At 72.4% G+C, this 20,788-nt stretch carries 3 protein-coding genes (1 of these 3 running past the window's edge); all 3 read left to right on the top strand.

Annotated features, from left to right (window positions below; translation table 11 throughout):
- Nucleotides 1–11: 11 nt before the first annotated feature.
- Tightly spaced (at most 18 nt apart), the 3 genes in view from OHT77_RS11365 to OHT77_RS11355 form a layout consistent with a single transcriptional unit that may run on beyond the window.
- On the top strand, nt 12–464 hold the full coding sequence (locus tag OHT77_RS11365; protein ID WP_328828133.1) for a YbaB/EbfC family nucleoid-associated protein: 453 nt from the start codon (nt 12–14) through the stop codon (nt 462–464).
- A gap of 7 nt (nt 465–471) precedes the next feature.
- Nucleotides 472–834, top strand: coding sequence for a hypothetical protein (locus tag OHT77_RS11360; protein ID WP_328828132.1), 363 nt, complete (start codon nt 472–474; stop codon nt 832–834).
- 18 nt (nt 835–852) lie between these two features.
- On the top strand, nt 853–20,788 hold the 5' portion of the coding sequence (locus OHT77_RS11355) for a hypothetical protein (protein WP_328828131.1). Its footprint extends 16,412 nt past the window's final position; 19,936 of the gene's 36,348 nt are visible here — the first part of the coding sequence; the start codon lies at nt 853–855; its stop codon lies beyond the right edge, outside the window.

Below are 20,788 nucleotides of genomic sequence, written 5' to 3'. Positions count from 1 at the left end.
GGAGGCATGGAGTGAACAGCAGCGAGTCGATCGAGCAGCGGCTGGCCAAGGCGGTCGCCGAACTCGAGGCCACCGAGGCCGCCGTGGCCCGCGCGGAGGGCGAACTCGCCCACGCCGAGAGCACGGTGCGCTCGGCGGACCGCGCGGTCGAGGTGACCGTCTCCGCCCAGGGCGACCTGCGCGCGCTGACCTTCCTGGACGACAAGTACCGCACCATGCCCGCCGGTCAGCTCGCCGCGAGCGTGCTGGAGGCGGTCCAGGAGGCCCGGGCGCGGATGGCCCGGCACGTCATGGCCACCTTCGAGCCCTTCACCAAGGCCAACCCCGAGGCACCCGAGATCACCGGCTTCGACATCGACTGGAACAAGATCTTCGGGCCCGGTGTACTGGAGGGCCCCAAGGGCGGCCGACGGCGCGGGGCCGGCCGGCTCCGCGACGAGATCAGCGAAGACCCGGAGGACTGAGAACACGATGGGAAACGCCTACTCCGCCAGCCCGGCGGCGCTCATCGCCGGCACCCGGCAGATCGAGCAGATCAGCAGGCTGGCCAACGAGATGATCAGCGAGTTCATCACCGACGTCTCCGCCACCTCCCGGTGGCCCGGACACGACGACAGCTACGCCAAGCAGATGCTGCCGCAGGAGAAGGAGCAGCGCGAGGGCGCCATCACGACCGGCTCCTCCCTGTCCGAGGCGATCGTCGGCGTCGGTGACGGCACCCTCGCCAACCTCAAGAGCGTGGTCGGCACGCAGAACGGCGTCCTCGGCGCCATCCACGACTCCAACATCAACTCGGGCGACACCGACGGTGGTTCGCACGGCGGAAAGCACTGACGCAGCGGATCGCCCCTGATGACCATCCACGCGTCGCCCCAGCTGAACAACCTCATGTTCGTGCTCATCGGCGAGAAGTTCCTCCAGGCCGACGAGGACATGGCCTTCGCCAACGGCAAGCCGTACGAACGGCTCGGCCGGCGTGTCCGTGATCTCTCGGACCTGATCGAGCAGACCGCCGGTGGGGTCGGGCGCGCGTTGCCGCCGCAGGTCGGGAACAACTATGTGCGGGCGATGCACATGTTCCTCGACAGCGGCGGCGTCAACTACCTGAAGGAATTCGCCGACCAGCTCGACGGCATCGGACAGTCCCGCACCAAGTCCTCCATGGACATCATGGAGTCGAAGTGGCAGATCATCGCCGAACTGGTGCGGCTGCTCATCGAGTTGCTCATCATCGCGGTGCTGTCCGCCTTCACCGGGGGTTCCGCCTCCAGCCAGGCCGCGGTGGCGAAGGCCCGCAGCCGGGTCGCCATTCTCACGCTGATGGAATGGCTGATGAAGAAGACACACCTCCTGCCGAGCCTCACGGAGGCGATCGAGGAGGCGTTCACGACCTTCGCGGTACGGCTGGCCATGATGCTCGGCGCGCCCAAGGGCCGCCGCCCGCACGGGTTCGACTGGTCGCAGATCATCCAGGACGGTGTCTTCGGCGCGTTCACCGGACTGTTCCACGGGCTGCTGCACGACCTCGGCAAGAACCTGAAGAACAACTTCAAGAACATCTTCAACAGCCACAACCCGTTCAAGGACATCAGCGGCAACGGGAAGAAGTTCGACAACCACAAGTTCGACAACCCGGACCTCAACACCAAGCCGAACCCGAAGCCGACGCCCACGCCCAACCCGAAGCCGACACCCACGCCGAACCCGAAGCCCACGCCCAACCCCACGCCGACCCCGCACATCACCCCGAAGCCGAACCCGACGCCCACGCCCAAGCCGAAGACCTTCGGCGACAAGGTGAAGCACGAGATCGGCGAGGACTTCGAGCACTTCCTCACCGAGGGCGGCGCGGAGACGCTCGGCGAGATCGCGACGGCGTCCATCTTCGGCTTCCCCATCGACCCGCTGAACACCTTCCTCGGCAGCGGCCTCAGCTCGATGAGCGAACGCCATCTCGGCCAGGGCGCGGGCGCGTTGGGCAACAAGTTCAACTTCAACACCCCGGCACCGGTGAACACGCTGGGTACGGCGGACGTCCCGGACGACACGGACTCCGACTCCCACACCAACTCCGGCCCCGGCAACGACTCCTCGACGAACGGCCCGTCGTCGGACCCGTCCACCACGTCGGGCCCCGGCAACATCAACACCACGTCGAACAACGGCAGTTCATCGCCGACCACAGTCAATCCCCCGCGCACGATCACGAACACCCCGTCGACGGAATCCAACGACGTCGACACGCACATCACGGACCCGCACCTCGACGAGGTGAAGGTCGACGGCGGAGACCTCCAGAGCAACGTCCCGCACGGATCGACCAACCCGACGGGTACGTCCGGCACCAACACCCCGACGACCACGACCCATACGCCGACGGGGACGCAGGGGCAGGGGCAAGGACAGGACCAGGAGCAGGACCAGAACCAAGGCCAGGACCAGAACCAGAACCAAGGCCAGGACCAGAACCAGAACCAAGGCCAGGACCAGCAGCCCGATCCGAACACCTCAACTCCCGCTCCTCCGAAGGATGTTCCGGTCGCGAACGGGTCCAACAGCACCGTCGTACCACCGAACAGCAGCGTCGTACCGCCCAGCACCAACACGACCACGACCGGAACCGGTACCCCCACCCCGAGCAACACGACCTCGGGCAACTCGATGCCTGGCTCCAGCACGTCCTCGAACACCGGGGGCAACCCGCGCACCACGCCGTCGGGGCGCCCGGAGAACACGACATCCGACGGCACCACCACCAGCGACAGCACCAACGCCACCGACACCAACGGCACGAACACCACCGGCAGTTCGACCCCCACTGTCACCGATGGAACCGACACCGAGACCTCCCCCTCAGGGCCCGGCGTCGACACCAACACCACCCCGGACCTCCCGACCCCGGTCACCACCACCAGCAGCAACAGCGCCCCGCCCACGACGAGTTCGACGCCGGACACCACCCCCGCTACCACCCCCGCCCCCACCCCCGCTCCCGAGACGGCCGCGCAGACGCCGACGCCGACCCCCGTCCACACCTCCTCGGACCTCTCGTCCACCCCGGTACCGGACAGCACCCCCGCCCCGGAACCCGTCGTGCTGACCCCCTCCCCGACACCCAACTCCGTCCCGGAGCCCGGGAGTTACGAGGACGTCCGCTCCGGGGTCGAGCCCTCGGAGCGGAGCACCACGTGGGTGGACCCGGTGTCGCGGCCGATCGGGCCGGACGGGCAGCCGACGCAGTACGTCGTGCGGGCCGGGTTCGCCGTACGGCAGTTCAGCCATGACGGCGGTCCCGTCACCGATGTGACCGTCACCTACCGGCTCACCGGAAATCCGCAGCTCGGGCCGCAGGCCGACGGTGTGCACCAGCGGATGACGGACGGGATCCAGCGGGTCTTCAACGCGCCGGGGCACAGGCTGAGGGACGGAAGCCTGCTGCGCGTCAACGTCGTGCCGGCCGCCCCCGGCGAGACCCCGCACCTCGACGTCACCCTCACCGACCCGGCGGACGGGGTTCCGACCACCCACCACTCGTGGCCGGCGGACATCCCCGAGGACAAGCTCGTCCACGAGGTCGGCCACCAGCTGGGCCTGCGCGACGAGAGCGGCCGCGACCCCGCCGCCCCGCACCGCGGCGGCACCGCGAGCCTGATGGGCGACCCCACCGGCCCCGTGCCCGAGACGGGGCCGGACGACGCGCCGTACGTGGTGGGCGGGTTGAGGCCCCACCACCTCGACGTGATCGGCGGGATCGTCAACACCACGCCGGTGGCCGGGCGGGGCAACGGTCCCCGGGGACCGCTCAGGGGCGCGCCCGGCGCGGACCCGCCCGCTCCCCTCACCACGCCCCCGTCCACGACCACCGTCGATCCGGCGGACACCCCACCGACCCCCGTGGTCACCACGTCCACGCCCCTGACGGTGTCCCAGGACACGGTCACGCCGGACCCCGATCCGGCGGACACGCACACGGAGCCGGAGCCGGAGACCGCCCCCGCGGTCGTGCCGGTGCCGGCGCCCGTCATCACCGTGACCTCGCCGGAGGGCGACGTCACGTCGGTCGAGGCACCGGCAGGCGGTGGCCGTCGTACCTCCTACCTCGGCGGCTACGGGCGGCGGCACGACGGCCAGTTCGGCCTGGTGCACGTCGAACCGTTCTCGCCGGACGTCGTCGACGGGCTGCACCGGCAGGTCCTCACCGCGCTCGGCAGGCCCGCGCCGGGCCCGGACGACCCGGTGCGCGCGCAGCTGCAGGACGTGCTGTCGGCGGAGCAGATGGCGATGAACATGCCGTATCTGCGCAGCCTCGGCGGCCACCGGATCACGCTCGACGTCGACGGTGTCGAGCGGCAGGTGGACGTACGGCTGTCGCTCGACGACGCGCGGCCGTCCGCGCGCGGCGGACTCGACACGAGCGATCCCGACAAGCACGTGGAGCGGCGCGGGTACGGCACCCGGGAGATCGTGTCGGCGCAGCCGTCCGGCACGTTCTCGACGTTCCCGGTGCCGTGGATCGGTTCGGTGCCGATCGGCGCGGCGGGCCCGGTCCGCGGGGTCGATCTCGCGCTGTCCGGGACCTTCACCCACAACCAGGCGGACGGCTCGGCCACCGTCACCCAGGTCGTGCAGACCACCAGCGCCCAGCGCAGCAACGAGCCGTCCCGCGCCTACGACTTCACCGGCAACTGGCAGGTCCGGCTGGACGCGGACACCGCTCCGGCCCCGGTCACCACCCCGACGGACACGACGGGCGCGGACCCGACGGACGTAGCGGACACGGCAGTTGTCTCCGCCACACCCGATTCCGCGCACGACTGGCGGCCGGCCGAGCCGCACGGGCCCGTCACCATCTGGTTCCCGCAGCACGTCGTGGACGCCGACGCCGATCCGGATCAGGAACTGCCCGAGCCTGCCGCCCTGGACGACCTGCCGATCTACGGCGTGGACTCGGTGCTCCACCCGCGCCGGCTCTACGAAGGTGCCGCTGAGCACTTCGACGCCGACCTGGACGCCACCTCGTCGTCCCAACTCGCCGACTTCCTGGGCGAACCGGTGCTGCGCGGCACCCTGCCGATGCAGCGCGACGGCGGCCTGTACTCGCCGGTGCTCACCGACGCGCACGGCCGGGCCGTCGGCATCGTGCGGCTGGACGCGCACGTCACGCCGACCACCCCGGTCGCCAAGAGCATCGACAAGAAGATCAACCTGGAGAGCCACCTCGTCAACACGGTCAAGAACGACCAGAACACCACGTTCAACAGCGGGCTCAACCTCTCCGGCAGCATCGGCCCGAACTTCACCAGCGACCTGCGCGCGGGACACCCCGACGGCTCCCACCGCATCGGCGGCAGCTTCAACGGCAAGGGCACCGCGAGTCTCGCCGCGCAGAACGCGTTCGGCACCAGCTCCCTCGCGGGCACCATGCACGCGGTGCGCACCAACCGCAGCCATCTGCTGACCGAGGCCGACGTCACCTACACCCTCACCCTGATCCGGCCCGACGGCTCCGTCAGCACCTACGCGCCCGGCACCTGGACCCACGGACTCGACCTGCGGATGCTCAGCGCCGAGGACGCTCGGGGACACACCCCGACCGAGGACGAACTACGGTCGCTGCCCCATGAGTTGGGGAACCTGGAGACCGTGGGGCAGTCCACCGCGCCGCTCGGCGTGACGGGCACCGCCCCGCTGTTCCAGGAGGCCGAGACCTGGCTGCGGGACCACGGCTTCCTGCCGCCGCCCGCCACCGCCCCGCACCGGGGCTGGCTGCCCGACGAGACGCTGGTGCAGGCGCAGTTGAACAACCTGCGGCGGCTGCACGAGCTGCGTTCCCAGCTCGGGCTGCGCGCCGCCACCGACTCCATGGTCGACGGCGGCCACTCGCTGTTCCTGGAGGTGCCCTCGGTGACCGGGCGGCGCCGGGTGCGGCTGGAGCTGGGCGCCCAGCGCGACCCGGACCGGCCCGTCACGCATGCCACGGTGCTGCCCAACATCCAGGTCATGGGCCTGGCCCAGGCGGCGGGCGGCGGCAACGGCAGGCTCGGCAACACCTACGGCCTGGGCGCCGGGTTCGGCGGCGGGCTCACCGTGCCCACCCCGAACGGCGCGTGGACCTTCAACGGCACCGGCGACTACCAGTACGTCGGACAGGCCGCCCTCGGCAACACCACCGCCACCACGCTCGGCCACGACCAGTTCTTCATCGGCACCGGCCAGGACACCCAGGTCTTCGACGTACCGGCCCGCCTCACCCTCGACCTGTACGAGGGCCCGAGCACGGACCCGACGGTCCGCTTCGGCGAAGGGGAGGACACCGGACCCCGCGCCGAGGGCGACCTGGAGCGCGGCCCGCAGCTCATCGGCCCGCGCGGTGTCGGAGGAACGATCCGTCTGGCCGTACCGCACGAGCGGACCCTCGACGCCGAGGAGGCCGCGCCGGACGGTGACCCGTACACCGTCCGGGAGGTCGCGCCGCTGGACACCGAGCGGCTGACCATGACGGACCCGGACACCGGCGGCCCGCACCCGGACGTGGTCCGCGTGCCGGACGACGCGCTGATCGACGTGATGCGCGGTTCCACGGCCCTCCAGGACGCCTTCCACCGCATCGTCACCGGCACCGTCGATCCCGCATCCGACGGGGACACGGCTCCCGTCACCGACCCCGCGATCGACCCGGCTGCCGTCACCGACCCGGCCCCCAACCCCGTCACCCCGACTCCCCGCCCCGGGCGGGTCTCCCGCCTCGTGGGCGGGGTCACCAGCTTCCTGAGCAGTTCGCTGATCGGGAGTCCGGCCTCCGACACCACCACGGTGAGCGCCGAGTCCCGTGCGGCGGCGCTCTCGCCCGGGTCGCTGGTCGGCCGGGGTCACCAGATCCTCGGCGGCACCTACGTCGTGGAGGGGCTGACGCTGCCCGGGCTCGGTGTCGACGGGCAGCTCGCGATCGAGATCCAGGCCGTCGCCCACACGCCCCGGCTGACGCACAGCGTGAACCAGTACCTGGAGACCGGCATCTCCGCCGCCGACTCCGCGCAGCAGCTCAAGGGGCTTGGGAAAACACACCAGTTCGGCGTGGGCGGCTCGGCGGTCCAGAACAACCCGCCGACCCCCGCCGCCCCGAACCCGCAGCCCGCGGGAAGCCCGGAGACCACCCCCGCCCCGGCCCCCACGCCGTCCCGCTTCAACCCGTCGGGCCGCTACCAGTACGACCGCAAGAGCGACAAGTCCGACACCCTCATCAGCGGCACCGGCACCAACCGGACGCCCACGCAGTCGGGTCTCCAGCACCGGGTCACCGCCGACGTCACCTACTTGATCACCGTGCGGTCCGGACACCGCAACGTGATCGCCAACTCCCTCGGGATCGGGCCCGGGCAGACCGTCACGCTCGCCGTGGACGTGCCGCGCGGACTCCAGTTCCTCATGACGGACAGTCAACTCCGGCGCGACGGACGGTGGATGGGCGCCGTGCAGAACCGCCCGGACGACCCGCCGACCACCGGTCTCGAGAGCCCCGCACTGCCCAGCCGCTACGTCCGCGACGGCACCCTCGGCCTGGCCGCGGTCACCTCGGTCACCGAACTCTCCGGCCCCGGCACGCGGCAGACGCCCGTCACCGACACCGACACCGATACCGACACAGACACCGGCGACGGCACCAGCACGAGCACCGTCTCCGTGCCCCCGCCGACCGAGCAGCGCAACCGACTCCACGACGAGGTACAGCAGTTGGTGGAGCGGTACGCCCCCGGCGTCACCACTCCCGGCCACGCCTCCTTCCTCCCCGGTGTCGCCACGCTCATCGCCGACAACACCGGTGTCGCCGGGAAGCGGGCGCTGATCGGACGCGGCGGCGGACAGACCAGGTTCAGCTTCCGGCACCACCGGTTCGGCGGCGCGGCCCTCGTCGAGGTGACGTTCTCGGCCCGCCCCACGAGCACCGCCGCGAGCCGGGGCACCGTACGCGGCATCGCGGTGGCGGGCGACAAGTCCGGTATCGAGCAATGGGGTTCGCACACGGCGGAGGGCCGCTCGGTCTCCTCCTCCGTGGGCCGTCAGCACCGGCTCACCGTGAACCCGACGGCCCGCTTCACCCGCCCCGACAGCGACGACCGCACCGACCGGCTCGGCCCCTCCGTCAATGTCGCCTCCGCGTCCAGCAAGGTCGACAAGTCGGGGCGCACCGCCGAGGACCGGTTCTGGCTGCGCACCGACAGCGCCGCCGACTTCGACGGCCTGGACTACGAGCTGGTCGCCACGGTCCGCTCCACCTACGTCGCCGACTGGCCGCCCAACGTCCTGGGCGCGCTGGTGCAGCGCGGGATCATCGCCTGGGACGACGCCGACGCGCCGACCCGCTCCTGGCTCAGCCGCACCCTCTCCGGCGAACTCGGCGGCCAGGTCCGGGTACCGGCGCTCGTGAGCCTGCGCTTCACCGGCAGCGAGACGAACCCGCCGGACCTCCAGGCACCCCCGCCGCCCACGCTGTCCCGGACCGACCCACGCCAACTCACGGGCAGCCAGCCCTCGTTGGACGACGCCGACCTGTTCCACCCGACCGGCTCCACCCCGGTCTACGGCTTCGACGGCTGGAACCAGCTCTACACGGCGCTGGACCAGGTCGCCCCGTACACCGGGAGCAGCTGGCGCGCCCAGCCGGCCTCGACCTCCGACGAGAACGCGTCGGTACGGCTCGGCGAACTCATCCAGGCCGGCACGATCTCGCTCGACACGCCCCGGCAGACCGGCGGCATGCTGCCCACGATGCCGGGCGCGTTCCCGTTGCAGAACGCGCCGGACCAACGGCCCACGCTCACCGTGTCGTTGTACCGGCCCAGGCCGGTCACCGACGGCGGCGACGTGGCCATCGACCGGCTGCGGATCACCTCGGAGAACACCAGCACGGTCTCCGGCGCCGACACCACCACCGGGCTCGCGCTGCCGTTCGTCCTGAGCGCCGACGACCCCGACCGCAATCTCCTCGGCGTGACCCCGCCGGTCCTCCAACGGCCCGTCGACGCGAGCAACTTCGGCAGCACCGTCTCCGGCGGCCGCCGCGACTGGCTCAAGACAGGCAGCACCAGCCTGCCCGCCGACGGCCGCGGCACCCGCAGCTACGAGGTGCAGGCCGACGTCCACATCGAGGTCGCGGGACCCGAGGGCGTCCGCCATGTCACCGGCACCGCCACGATCCGCGTCGAGGAACGCGACGCCCTCGGCCACGGCATCACCGAGCCCCGCCCGGTGCCCCGTGTCTACGACCTCCCGGCCCTGCTCACCCAGGGCACCGGTCTCACCCCGGACAACTGGGCGACGACCCCCCTCAGCGACGTACCGGACCTCATGGCCGACGGCGTCCACCCCGACGACGACGGCTACCAGTTCTGGGTCGCCACCGGCCCCGACCCCGACGGCTCCCGCCTCGCCCTCGCCCTCTACGGCGCCTCACGCACCGCCCGCTCCCAAGGCCACCCGGTCGAACTCGTCACCCGGGGCCCGGAAGGCCTCCGCGTCTGGACCTTCGACCCGGACGGCACGCTGACGGGCCCGCCGACGGACCGGGGGAGCACCGACGATGTGACACCGGGGGCCGGCGATGGCGACGTCACGGCACCCGACACCGACACCACGACCCCCGGCTCCACCACCGGTGTCGCCGACCTGGACCAGGCATGGGCGGACTTCGAGCGGGTCGCCGCCGACTTCGACCGGGCCGAGTTCGACCACTCGGCGGCGCTCGTCGACGAAGCCCTCCAGCGCGGGCTGCGGATCGATGCGCAGGACTCCCTCGACCGGGCCGTCACCGCCCTCACGGACGCGGCGGCCGAGGCACACCGCACCGACACGGCCGCGACCACCGCCGAACAGCGGGCGGACCAGGCCGAACAGCACCTCGGCGACCTCACCGGCCGCGAGAAGACCCTCATCGGCGGCATCTCCGCCGGGCGCCGCAGGATCGGCACCCTCACCGACGCGGTCGCCGACGGCCAGCGCGCCGAACTGAGCCTCAGCTCCCAGGCCAAGACCGCCCGCCGCAACCTCGCCGACCTCTACGCCCGGGCGGCGGCAGCCGCTACGACGACGACCCCCGGCAATACCGAGAACGCGCCGACGCACGGCCCGTCCACCACGGAGAACACCCCGACGCCCGGCCCGTCCACCACGGACACCGGCACGCAGGACACGGCCGTAGAGCCGCCGGTCGGAGACGGCACCACCGAGGCCGCACCCGCCCCCGCAGCGGACACCGCCCCCGCCGTCGACCCGGCCATCACCCAGCAGATTGACCAAGTCACCGCCCAGGTCGGCAAGTTGGACGCCGATCTCGCCGAGGTGCGGGCCGGGCTCGAGCGGGACAGTGCCGACCTCGACGAAGCCAGGAACGGGCTGGAGCGCGACGAGGCGGCCCTGCGGGAGGTGCGGTCGCAGCTGCCGGGCGCCGCGGCCACCGCGGGCACCACGCGTTCGGACGCCGACACGGCGCGCGGGCACGCCGAGGACGCGGCCCTCGTCCATGAGGACGCACGCGAGTCCCACGACCGGGCGGCACAGGGCCTCGCCGACATCGACACCGAGATCGACAACGCCCTCGGCCGCCGCGACGACGCGGCGGCCCGCCGGGCGGCGGCGCAGACCGAACTGCCCGGGGTCACAGGACCGGTGCTGGCCGCGGGCCCCTCCGCGCTGCCCACCTCCCGCACGACCCTGGCCTCCACCAGCCCCCGCTGGCCGGGCTCGGGCCTGCCCCGCACGGCGGGCCCCTCCACCGGCAACACCCCCGGCGCCGACGACACCTCCACCAGCGACGACGACACCGACACCACCACCCCGGACGACGACTCGACGGACGACACCCACTCGGTCCCGGACACCGAACTGACCACCCCCGACCCGACAGCCCCCGTCCCGCCGAAGGACCCCGCCACCGGCGACGACGACACCACCGACGACGACACCACCGGCGGCGACCAGGACGACCAGGGCTCCGTCCCGCACCAGGACAGCGTGTTCGACGCGCTGGTAGGCAAGACCGACACCAAGGGCAAGGCGAAGGCCCCGGCTGAGGACGACACCAACGGCACGTCGACCGACCCCACCTCACCCAACTCCGCGACTCCGAACCCCACTTCGCCCGCCCCGGCCGTACCCCAACACACCCCCTTCCAGATCCGCCCGCCACGCGGCCGTACGATCCGGACCCGAGGCGACGGCCGCTGCCTGCTCTACACGTTCCTCGGCACCGACCCCCAGCGCATCCGCGACCAGGTGCCCAACCTGCGCACCGAGGCCCCCGCGACCTACGCCTGGCTCGGACGGCCGGACCAAGTCCGCGCCGGAATGGCCCAGTTCGCCCAGTGGAACGGCGTGAGCGGTCCGATACCCCCCGCGGGCAACCACCTGCGGATCGCGGCCGACCTGCTCCGCGCCCACGCCGAGGACCGCCTGCTCACCGCCCGCAGCGGACGCCCGCTGCCGCACGAGGTGGTCGGCCAGGTACGGCAGACCCTCGCGCCGTGGTTCGACGCGCGCACGGCGGCCATGAACCGGCCCGAACTCCTCGCCACCCTCGACGAGTACGGCATCGCCGGGGTGACCGAGCCGGACCAGCTCGACGACCTCAACGCGCGCTACGACCAGGCGCTGACCGAGGACCATGTGACCGGCCCGGCGGAGCCCGGCGTCCGCGACATGTTCGGCTACCTCCGGGACACGCACCGGATCCCCACGTTCGACCAGCTCACCGACGGCCAGCTCCGCAGGCTGCTCGGCCACGGATACACCGACAGCGCCGCCCAGTTCACCGATGCCGAACTCGCCCACGCGCTCGACGCCGTCCAGAAGTGGTCCCAGTCGTGGGAGAGCAACCAGGGCGAGATGTTCCTGCCCCTGCTGGCGGACACCCTGGACGTGGCCGTGGAGGTGCTCCGGCCGAACCCCACGACCGGCCTCGGCACTGTCACCCGCGTCGGATCACCCACCGCCACCCGGGTGTTGGAGGTCCACTACACAGGCCTCAACCACTACAACGCCACCGACGCCGGCCCCCTCGGCGACACCTCGTCGACCATCACCACGTCGAAGGCACCCCGGGGTCCCGAGGACGCCGGCAGCGTTGAACCGGACGGCCGTTATCGTCCCGAGCCGGTGCGTGACGCGGCCGACGACCTGCCCGCATCTCAAGTCAACAATCCGGCATCTAAGGGCAGTTGGCACGGTCTGCGGTCGCATGCCCGTCCCGCCGTGCACTCCACGGAGCGGTTCGATCCGCACGCGGATCAGAGCAACCCGCCCCGCCCGGGCACGCTCAGCGGTGCGACGACCCTCATCCGCACCCAGGTCCGTCGTATCCAGGCGCCCAACGGCCAATGGATACGCGACTACACGGTCAACCTGCCGGTCACCACCAACGACCCTGCCCGCACGCAGCAGTTGAACGACCGGATCACGAGACTCCTGGACACGCATCTCAACACCGGTCTGGCGTTGCCCGGTTCACGCGACCAGCTCCACATCAATCTGAACCTGATCGAGGACCCGTCCCACCCCGAGGCGGTCACGCTCACCGACTCCGAGAAGCCGGGCCGCGCGGACCAACTGCACCTGGACGTCAACCACTCCGACGAGGACCTGCTCCACGAGGTCCTGCACTACCTGGGCCTGCCGGACGAGCAGCGCGACAACGACTTCCTGCTCCGCAACCATGCCAACAGCACCACCGTCCGCACGACCGGGCTGATGGCGACCACCCAGGGCCAGGTCCACATCCCGCAGCGCTACCTCCGCATCATCGAGGACGTCACCGCTGCCGGGCCCCGACTCCACGACCACACAGGGCAGGACGCGAGCACCCCAGCCGAAGACCCCGACACGACTCCCATCCCCACCGACACCGATCTCGTCTGGCCCGCGTCCCACGCCCCGACCGCCCTGCCCCCGGCGCCGAGCCCTCTCCCGTCGTCCTACGTGAACTCGTACGGTTCGCTCCCGGACGGCACGGTGGGGCTGGTGTACGCGGAGCCGTTCTCGGACGAGGTGATCGAGGGGCTGCACGGGCAGGTCTACGAGGCGCTCGGGCTGGATGCCGACGATCCGCCGGAGTCCGTGCGCGAGCAGGTGCAGGGGGCGTTGAGCCGGGAGAATCTCGCGCTTCAACTGCCGTATCTGCGGTCGAACGGCGGTCACCGGATCACCGTGACGGTCGACGGGCGCGACCACACCGTCGACGTACAGCTGACGCTCTCGGATGCGCGAACCTCCCTGCGGCAGGGGCGCTTCGACCAGCGGGACCCGGACAAGCACGTCGAGCGGCGCGGGTTCGGCACGCGGGAGAACTTCTCCGGGCAGCCGTCGGGGACGTATCGCACGGTCCAGGTGCCGTGGACCGGGTCGTGGCCGATCACCGCGCCGACGGCGGTGCGGGCGGTGGACGGTTCCGTGACCGTGTCCCTCACGCACAACCAGGCCAGTGACGCGACGACCGTCACGCAGGCCGTGCAGACGACGTCCGCGCAGCGCTCCAACGAGCCTTCGGATCCAGTGGAGTTCACCACTCGCTGGCGCGTGCGCGTCGATGCTCCCGCCGTCACCGCGCCGCCCGCCGCGCCCGCGACCGCCCCGGCTCCGGACACGTGGGGTCAGCCGGTGTCGCACGGGCCGACCACGATCTGGTTCCCCCGGCACCTCACCGTCGCCGACCCGGCGCCGGGTTCGCTGCCCGCGCCCGCCGCCCCGGCCGACCTTCCGCTCTACGGCGTCGACACGGTGATCGACCCCCGGGCGCTGTACGAGCATGTCCACCAGACGTTCCACGCCGACCTCGACGAGACCGCGGCCGGGCAGGTCTCGGACTTCCTCTCCGAGCAGGTGCTGCGCGGCACGCTGCCGATGCAGATCGACGGCGGCATCTACTCACCCGTGATCACCGACGCCGACGGCAACGTGGTCGGCATGCTGCGCCTGGTCACCGTGCCGGGGACCAGCACCCCCCAACGGCAGAGCACCGCGGGGCAGATCAACCTGGAGAGCCACCTCGTCAACACCTCGAAGGTGGACCTCTCCTCGCGCTACACGAGCGGTATCGGCATCAGTGGCAGCGCTGCCGCCGCCCTCACCGGCGACCACGCGCAGGGGCACCCGGACGCGTCGAGCGTGATCGGCGGCAGTCTCGGTCTGCGCGGGCAGATGCAGGCGACCGTCACCAGCACGTACAGCGCGAGCAGTTCGGCCGGCACGATGCACGCGATCCGCACCAACCAGAGCCATCTGCTCGCCCCCACCGCCGTCACCTACCACGCCACCCTGATCCGCCCGGACGGCACCGAGACGGCGGCGCCCCCGCTGGCGCGGACCCACGGCATGGACCTCCGGGTGCTCAGCAAGGCGGCCGCGACCGGTCGCCCGCCGGCCGCCACCGAAGTGCGTGAACTCCCGGACTCCCTGGAGCGGTTGGACGGGATCGGGCTGAGCGCGGCCCCCCTCGACGTCACGGGCACGGACGGTCTGTTCAACGAGGCCGAGGCCTGGCTGCGCCGCGAGGGCTTCCTGCCGCCCGCTCCAACGGCCCCCGCCGCGACCGGAGTCGGCGGGCGGCTGAAGCAGGCCGTGCGCAACCATGAGCCCGAGCACCAGATCCGGCTGCACGCCCAGCTCAACAACCTGCGGCGGCTGAACGAGGCCCGTTCGCGGACCGGGCTGCGTGCCGCGACCGACTCGATGGTCGACGGCGGGCACGCCCTGCACTTCGAGGTGCCCAACAGCACCGACACCGGCGTGCGTCGGGTGCGGCTGCTGCTCACCGCCGACCGGGACACCGGGCAGGCCAGCACCCACCGCCTGGTGCTGCCGGGCATCCAGGTCATGGGCCTCGCCCAGATGGCGGGCAGCGACGCCGAGCAGCGGGGTGAGTCGTACAGCGGCGCGCTCGGGGCGCTGGGCAGTGTCAGCGGTCCGTTGCGCAGGTGGGGGTCCATCGGGTTCGGGGGCGACTACCAGTACGGCCAGCAGGTCACGCACGGTGACACCGTGGGCGGCGCGACCGGGCACGACCAGTTCTTCATAGCCACCGGCCAGGACAGCCACGCGTTCGACGTGCCGGTGCGGTTCGCCCTGGATCTGTACGCGGACGACGGCGACCAGCCCAGCGAGCGGTTCGGGCAGACCATCAACCAGGCCGCCGTCCCGGCACCGGCACCGACTGTGCCCGGAGCGCCGCCCGTTGCCCCCGCACCTCCCGTCGCGCCGACCGTCACCGGTTCGCTGCGGCTCGCGGTGCCGAACGGCCGTACCCACGCACCCGCGACGGCCCCCGCGCCGCCCGCGCGTGCCGACGGAGCGCCGCGCCCGACGAACGCGGTCGACCGGGCCCGACTGGACGCGACCGACGCGACCGGCACCCCCCGCCCGGAGTTGGTGCGGATTCCCGATGACGCGCTGATCGACACGGTGCGCGGTTCAGCCGCCATCGAGTCGGTGTTCCGGCGGGCCGCGCGGGAGATCCGCAACCAGGCGCAGCAGGCCGCGCCTCCCACCCCGGCCACCGGCCCGATCCTCCCGGTCGCCGCCCCCGGCACGGCACCCGCTCCCGCCGCCCCGCAGCGCGCGAGCGTGTTCCCGCTCGCCGGGCACGAGCTGATGGACAACAGGACGCGGGCCGCGGAGACCCGGCACGCGGCGATCACGCCGGGCAGCCTGGTCGCGCACGGGCACGAACTCTTCAAGAACTCCTATGTGGTCGAGGGCCTGAGCCTGCCGGGGACGTTCGCGGACGGGCAGTACTCGCTGGAGATCGAGGCCGTCGCCCACCGGCCCCGGCTGCTGGACACGACCCGGCAGTACCTGGAGACGGGTGTCTCCGCCACGGACAACGCCCAGCAGGCCAAGTCCCTCGGGAAGTCCCACCAATTCGGCGGCACCGGGACGGTCACCCAGAGCGCGACCACAACGGTGGCGCCGACCAACACCGATACGGAGACGGGTGGTTCGGACTCCGCGGGCAAGAGCACCTCGAAGCCGAACAAGAACCAGCTCAACCCGGGCGTCCGGCTCAACAAGGTGTCCCGCACCGACACCTCCGACACGCTCTCCGCCGGCACCGGCGTCAACCGCACCCCCACCGAGAGCGGTGACCTGCACCGGGTGGTCGCCGACGTCACCTACGTGGTCACTGTCCGCGCCGGTTCCCGCACGCTGCTCAACGGGGTCGGGAACCCCGGCACGATCGACCCCGTCACCTTCTCGGTGGACGTCCCGGACGGCCTCCAGTTCCTCATGACACAGGGCCAACTCAACCGTGACGCACGGTGGATGGGCTCGGTGAACGGCCTCACCCCGACACCCGTCCCGGGCCAGGCCCCGCTCCCGGCGGCGTACGTCCGCAACCGCCAACTCGGCCTCGGCGGCGTCCTGTCGGTCATCGAGTACGACCGTCCCGTGGCCGCCCCCGTCCCCGCGACCGGGCCCGCCGCAGGCCAGGTACCGCTCGGGCCGGTCAACCCGAGGGAGCGGCGCGGCCAGGTCCGGCGCGAACTGCTGGGACTGGTCGAGACCGAGGCACCCGGAGTGTTCACCCCGGGGCACGCCGGCCACCAGCCCGGCGTGCACAGCCGGATCGCCCAGCTCACCTCGACCGCGGGACTGCGCTCACTGCCCGGACGCGGCCCGGACGGCACCCCGCACCCGGCCACCACACGCTTCCACTTCCGTCACCACGGCTACGGCGGCGAGCGACTGGTCGAGGTCACCCTGCGCGCGGTGCCCCGACGGACCCAGAACCTGGCCGGGATCCGGGGCAACTCCACGCCCGGCTCGGGCCTCGAACAGTGGCAGTCGCACACCGCGGCGGGCCGCACCACCACCCGTGCCTCGGTCCGGCAGACACAGCTCCCGATCACGCCGACGGTCCGCTACCTCCGTCCGGACCAGGGGCCCGACCCCCTGACGACGGACCGTTCGGCGCCCGGGTTCACCCCGCAGTCCGCGAGCAGCATCTCGGTCCGCCGGGCGACCACCGCCGACAACCGGTTCTGGCTGCGCACCGACAACGGCGCCGACTTCGACGGCCTGCGCTACGACTACGAGCTGTCGGTCCGTTCCGCGCTGGTCGTCGACTGGCCGCCCAACGTCATCGGCGGTCTCATCCAGAACGGCGTCATCGCCTGGGCCGACGCGGACGGCGACATACGCCAGTGGATCGACCGGGTGCTGGAGGGCGGCAACTCACGCACCAGCACCGTCCCGGTCAGCCTGGCGCTGCGGTTCACCGGCACCGAGACCAACGTGCCCGTACCGACCGCCACGGTGACCGCACCGTCCGCCGAGTCCGGCGCCGATCCGCGCAACACCGTGCTGCCCGGCCCGGCCCGGACGCCGTATCTCGCCGACGCGCAGATGTTCCACCCGGTGGGCCCGACCCCGGCGTTCTTCTTCGACGGCTGGGCCCATCTGGAATCGGCGCTGAACCAGGTGGCGCCGCCCGGCGGGCACGGCTGGCACGCGCAGATCACCTCCGTCTCCGTGGAGGGACAGGCCGTCCGGCTCGGCCAGTTGATCCAGGCCGGGCGGGTCAGCCTCGACCGTCCCCGGCTGGTCGCCGACCTCACCCGCGCCATGCCCGGCAGCCGCCCCTTCGAAGGAGCGCCGGAGCAGGCCCCGTCGATCGCCGTGTCGCTGTACAACCCGCGCCGCTCGACCCACGCCGACGACGTCACCGTCGACCAGCTGCACAACACGACCGACACGGTGAGTACCGCCGCGGGCGCGGACCACTCCCTGGCGACCACGTTCACGGAGACCCTCAGCGGCGAGGACGACAACCGCCAGCTCGGCGGGATCAGCGTCCCGCTCGCGCAGCGGCAGACCCAGCCCTCGTCCTTCGGTGGCACCACCACCGGCAGCCGCCGCGACTGGCTCAAGTCCGGCAGCACCTCAGCGCCCGCCAACGGAGCGCGTGGGACGCGGAGTTACGTCGTCGACGCCGACGCCCACCTCCTCGTGGACGGACCCCAGGGCACCCGGCATGTCACCGGCACGGTCACCCTCCGGGTGGAGGAGCGCGACCTCCTCGGGCACGGACTCATCACCCCGGCCGAGGCCCCGCCCAACGTCCACGACCTGCCCGCGCTCGTCCCCGACTGGGCCACCGCGGAACCCCACACCCTGCCCGAACGCCTCAACTCCGCGATCCCGCCCGGCGATCACGGCGTCCAGGTCTGGGTCGCCCTCGGCGCCGACCCGCACGGCATCCGGCTCGGCCAGGCGCTCTACGCCGCCTCCCGCACGGCCGTGCTGGGCAACCGCCCGCTGGAGCTGATGACCCGGGACCCGCAGGGCATCCGCCGCTGGGAGTTCACCCCCAACGGCGCCCTCCTCTCGGCCGACCCGGATCTCACCACCGCGTGGAACGCCTTCGACGCCGAGGCCGTACGGCTGCACGACGCCGCCGACACCCTCGCGGACACCCCGCGCCTGCTGAACCTCCGCACCGCCGCCCGTCGGGAGGCCAACCAGGACTACACGGTCGCCGTCGAGGACCACAGGAAGGCGCGGCTCGCAGTCAGGAACGCGACCGACGCCCACCGCGACGCCGTGGCCGGGGCCAAGACCTCCGCAAAGGCGGCGACCGACGCGGCGGCCCTGGTCGAGCGGCTGAAGCGGGACTTCGCGGACGCGCGCAGGACCGTCACCACCCTGCCGCCGCAGATCGCCCTGAACGAGCGGACCGAGACCCGGGCCCGCAGTGAACGCCAGGCGGCCCTGGCCCGGCTGACCCAGACCGAGAACACCGTGCGCGCGGAACGCGCGGCAGCCCAACAGGCCGCACAGGGCGGTCAGTCGACGCCCGCACCGGCCCCCGTCGCGCCCAACGCCGCACGGACCAAGGACCCCGCGGCCGACGTCGCCGACGACCCCCGCGTGCAGGGCGTGGTCGACGAGATCGACGCCCTCGACGACACGATCCAGCAGGCCACCGACCAACTCGCCGCCGACCGGCCGAAGTTGACCCGCGCCGAGCTCATCGTCAGCATCGCCCCCGAACGCATCGGCCAGGCGGAGGAGAGCCACGAGGAAGCCGTCGAGGAGGCGGAGCAGGACGCGCGCGACGCGGAGACCGCGGCCAGGAACCTCAGGACCGCCCAGGCGCAGGAGGCCGCCGCCCAGGACGAGGTCGACGAGGCCCAGGCCGAAGTCGACCGCCGCGACGCGGAGATCGTCGCCGTCGTCACCGCGCAGGTGCGGGCCGCCGCCGAACAGACGGCGGCCACCGACGCCCTGGAGGACCTGTCCGCCGACGTCCAGGACAGCGCCCCGACCCCCGAGCAGTCCCTGCGCACCACCTTCGCCACCACCCCGCCCCGCTGGCCCGCCCCCGACGGCCCGGCCGCCCCCCTCCCGGCCGGCGGCCAGACCCACACCCCGCCCCCGGCCACCACCGGCACGGTCCCCAGGACGACCGCGCCGAAGCCGAAGAAGACCGCGCCGCCCAAGTCCGGTACCAGCGGCGGCAAGTCGACCAAGAGCAAGAAGCCGGCCACCAGGAAGACCACGGGCCCGGACAAGAGCACGGGTCCCACCAAGGGCAAGGGCGTCGCCAAGGGCAAGGCCCCGCTCGTGACGTCACCGCCCGGCACGACCCCGGCCGCCCCGCCGTCCCCGTACGTCACCCCCACGGGCAACGCCGTCACGACCCCCGGCGACGGCAACTGCCTCCTCTACGCCGTCATCGGCAGCGCGCCCGCCCTGGTCCGCACCCGACTGCAGGCGGCCGACCCGGCCCTCGACGCCGGTCTCGCCCAGTGGCTCGGCCGACCCGACGCCGTACGGCAGACCCTCACGACGATGACGCAGCACCCGCAGACCGCGACCCAGGGGTCCGGTCATCTGCGGGCCGCCCGGCGGGAGTTGCAGAACCTGGTCGCGGACCGGCTGGCGGCGGCACGCGACGGCAGCCGCCCGCTGCCCCCGCAGGTGCTCGGCCAGCTCCGGGGCGTCCTCGCCGACCGGTTCGAGTCGGCGGTCGAGAACATGTCCGACACGGACGTCACCAACCAGCTGACCCTGTACGGCATCCAGGGCATGACCCAGGCCGAGGACCTCGACCCGGCCGACCTCCAGACCCGCTATCTGCAGGCCGTCTCGCTCGGCACCGCGCCCGCACCGACCGGCGCCGCGCCGAGCAACCGGCGCATGTTCGCCTACCTGCGTGCGGTGAACGCCCTGCCCACGCTCAACGCCATGACACCGGACGAGCGCCGGTCCCTGCTCATCGCCGGCTACCACCGCAGCACCGCCGCGCTCACCCCACCCGAGGCGGCCGTCCTCGACCGCGCGGTGCGGAACTGGTCGGACGCCTGGGCCGACCCGGTCGGCGACGCGTTCCTACCGCTGCTCGCCGACACCCTCGGCGCCCCGATCCACGTCTTCGAGCCGGTGACCGCCACCCCTGCCGGCCCCCAGGGCATCGTGCTGCGCTACGGCCCGAGCACCAACACCCCCGCGCTGGAGGTCCATTACACGGGCCTCAACCACTACAGCGCGAGCGACGCGACCCGTGGCGCGGGCGGCCCGACCATCACCACGTCGAAGGCACCCCGGGGTCCCGAGGACGCCGGCAGCGTTCAGCCGGACGGCCGCTATCGTCCCGAGCCGGTGCGTGACGCGGCCGACGACCAGCCCGCGATCCACGTCAACAACCCTGCGCCGAAGGACAGTTGGCACGGTCTGCGTCCGTATGCCCGTCCGGCCGTGCACTCCACGGAGCGGTTCGATCCGCACGCGGACCAGAGCAATC

This window comes from Streptomyces sp. NBC_00252 (assembly GCF_036187565.1).
Lineage (GTDB): Bacteria > Actinomycetota > Actinomycetes > Streptomycetales > Streptomycetaceae > Streptomyces.
Note: the sequence above shows the minus strand (reverse complement) of the source record. Positions and strands in the feature narration are given on the sequence as shown.